This is a genomic window from Pseudomonas sp. 2VD (assembly GCF_005503585.1).
Lineage (GTDB): Bacteria > Pseudomonadota > Gammaproteobacteria > Pseudomonadales > Pseudomonadaceae > Pseudomonas > Pseudomonas aeruginosa.
On sequence record NZ_SCND01000609.1, the window covers coordinates 1 to 1845 of the forward strand.

A 1845-nucleotide genomic window follows, 5' to 3' on the forward strand; every position below is an offset into this window, starting at 1 on the left:
GGTCTGCGCCGTGACCCGCAGGTCGTGCCCCTCCAGCGCCTTGGGAATGGCCGCGGCCTGGACCGGCGTCGGCTCGCTGAAGGACAGGCTTTCCAGTGCCTTCAGCAGGCGTTCGTGGAGGGGAAATTGGCTGAACAAGGGAGACCTCGGCATTGCACGTGAAAATGGACAGGTGCATAGCCTAACGGTTGCCGCGCCGGCGCGCAGGCTTTATTCGCGCGGCGCGACGGCCAGCGCCGGCGTCGCAATCGGCTCGACGCCGGGTCGCCGCCAGGCAAGCGCGGCGCGGGCGGCGATCGCAGACTCGTTCGACGCCCGCCGCCCAGAGGAACCAGGTCATGCCCGACGCGCCCGCATCCGCCGCCGAACGCCTCGAACGGCTGCCGCTGAGTCCGTATCACCGACTGATCTTCGTGATCATCGCGCTGGCGTTCTTCTTCGACTCGATGGACCTGGCGATGATGACCTTCCTGCTCGGCTCGATCAAAGCCGAGTTCGGGCTCGACTCGGCGCAGGCCGGGCTGCTGGCCAGCTCGAGCTTCTTCGGCATGGTGATCGGCGCGGCCCTGTCGGGCATGCTCGCCGACCGCTTCGGACGCAAGCCGGTATTCCAGGCCAGCATCGTGCTCTGGGGCCTGGCCAGCTACCTGTGCTCCACCGCCGGCGACCTCGGCAGCCTGACCTTCTACCGGGTATTGCTGGGGATCGGCATGGGGATGGAGTTTCCCATCGCCCAGTCGCTGCTGTCGGAGATGATCCCGGCCAGCCGCCGCGGCAAGTACATTGCGCTGATGGACGGCTTCTGGCCGCTGGGCTTCGTCGCCGCCGGCTGCCTGTCCTACTTCCTCCTGCCGCTGACCGGCTGGCGCAGCATTTTCCTGGTGCTGGCGCTGCCGGCGGTGTTCGTCCTCGCCATCCGCTTCCTGATTCCCGAGTCGCCGCGCTGGCTGGAGCAGGCCGGCCGGCGCGAACAGGCGGACCGGGTATTGCGCGACATAGAAGCACGGGTGATGCGTTCGCTGGGCCTGACCGAGCTGCCGCCGCCGCTGCGCCAGCCGCAGCGGGAACGCAGCCGTCCGGGCTTCTTCAGCGCCTTCGCCGAACTCTGGTCGCCAGCCTACCGGCGCCGCACCCTGACCGTCTGGGGCCTGTGGTTCTTCGCCCTGCTCGGTTTCTACGGCCTGACCTCCTGGCTCAGCGCGCTGCTCCAGCAATCCGGCTTCGCCGTCACCCAGTCGGTGTACTACACGGTGCTGATCTCGCTGGCCGGGATACCCGGCTTCCTCTGCGCGGCCTGGCTGGTGGAAAGCTGGGGCCGCAAGCCGAGCTGCGTGCTGATGCTCCTCGGCGGCGGCGCGATGGCCTACGCCTACGGCCAGACCGCGGTGTTCGGCGGCAGCCTGGCGCTGCTGATCGGCTTCGGCCTGGCCATGCAGTTCTTCCTGTTCGGCATGTGGGCGGTGCTCTACACCTATACGCCGGAACTCTATCCGACCTCCGCGCGCGCCACCGGCTCGGGCTTCGCCTCGGCGGTCGGGCGAATCGGCTCGCTGCTCGGCCCGCTGGTCACCGGGCTGGTCCTGCCGCTCACCGGCCAGGGCGGGGTGTTCACCCTCGGCGCCCTCTGTTTCGGCGTCGCCGCCCTGGTGGTCTGGGCCTTCGGCATCGAGACCCGCGGGCGCACCCTGGAGGAGCTTGCCGGCTGAGCCCGCGCGTCGGCGGAAAACCTTTGTAGACACGTCGGGGATGCGATCCGGCGCCCGATGGGGCACTCTTGGTTCCTTTGTGCGTTCCCGGCCCCCACGTCGGGATCTCCGTTCAACCGCGGGGCCGGCCCGTCCCCCC

The 1845-nt window shown here is 69.3% G+C and carries 1 protein-coding gene and 1 pseudogene; one reads left to right on the forward strand and one right to left on the reverse strand.

Features of this window, described 5'->3' with window-relative positions; genetic code table 11:
- A pseudogene (locus FFS27_RS32370) lies at positions 1–153 on the reverse strand (DEAD/DEAH box helicase); the annotation flags it as partial.
- A 185-nt stretch (positions 154–338) separates the two neighbouring features.
- Between FFS27_RS32370 and FFS27_RS32375 the strand changes: the two are divergent.
- Positions 339–1706, forward strand: coding sequence for an MFS transporter (locus tag FFS27_RS32375; RefSeq protein ID WP_003091973.1), 1368 nt, complete (start codon positions 339–341; stop codon positions 1704–1706).
- Positions 1707–1845 lie beyond the last annotated feature (139 nt).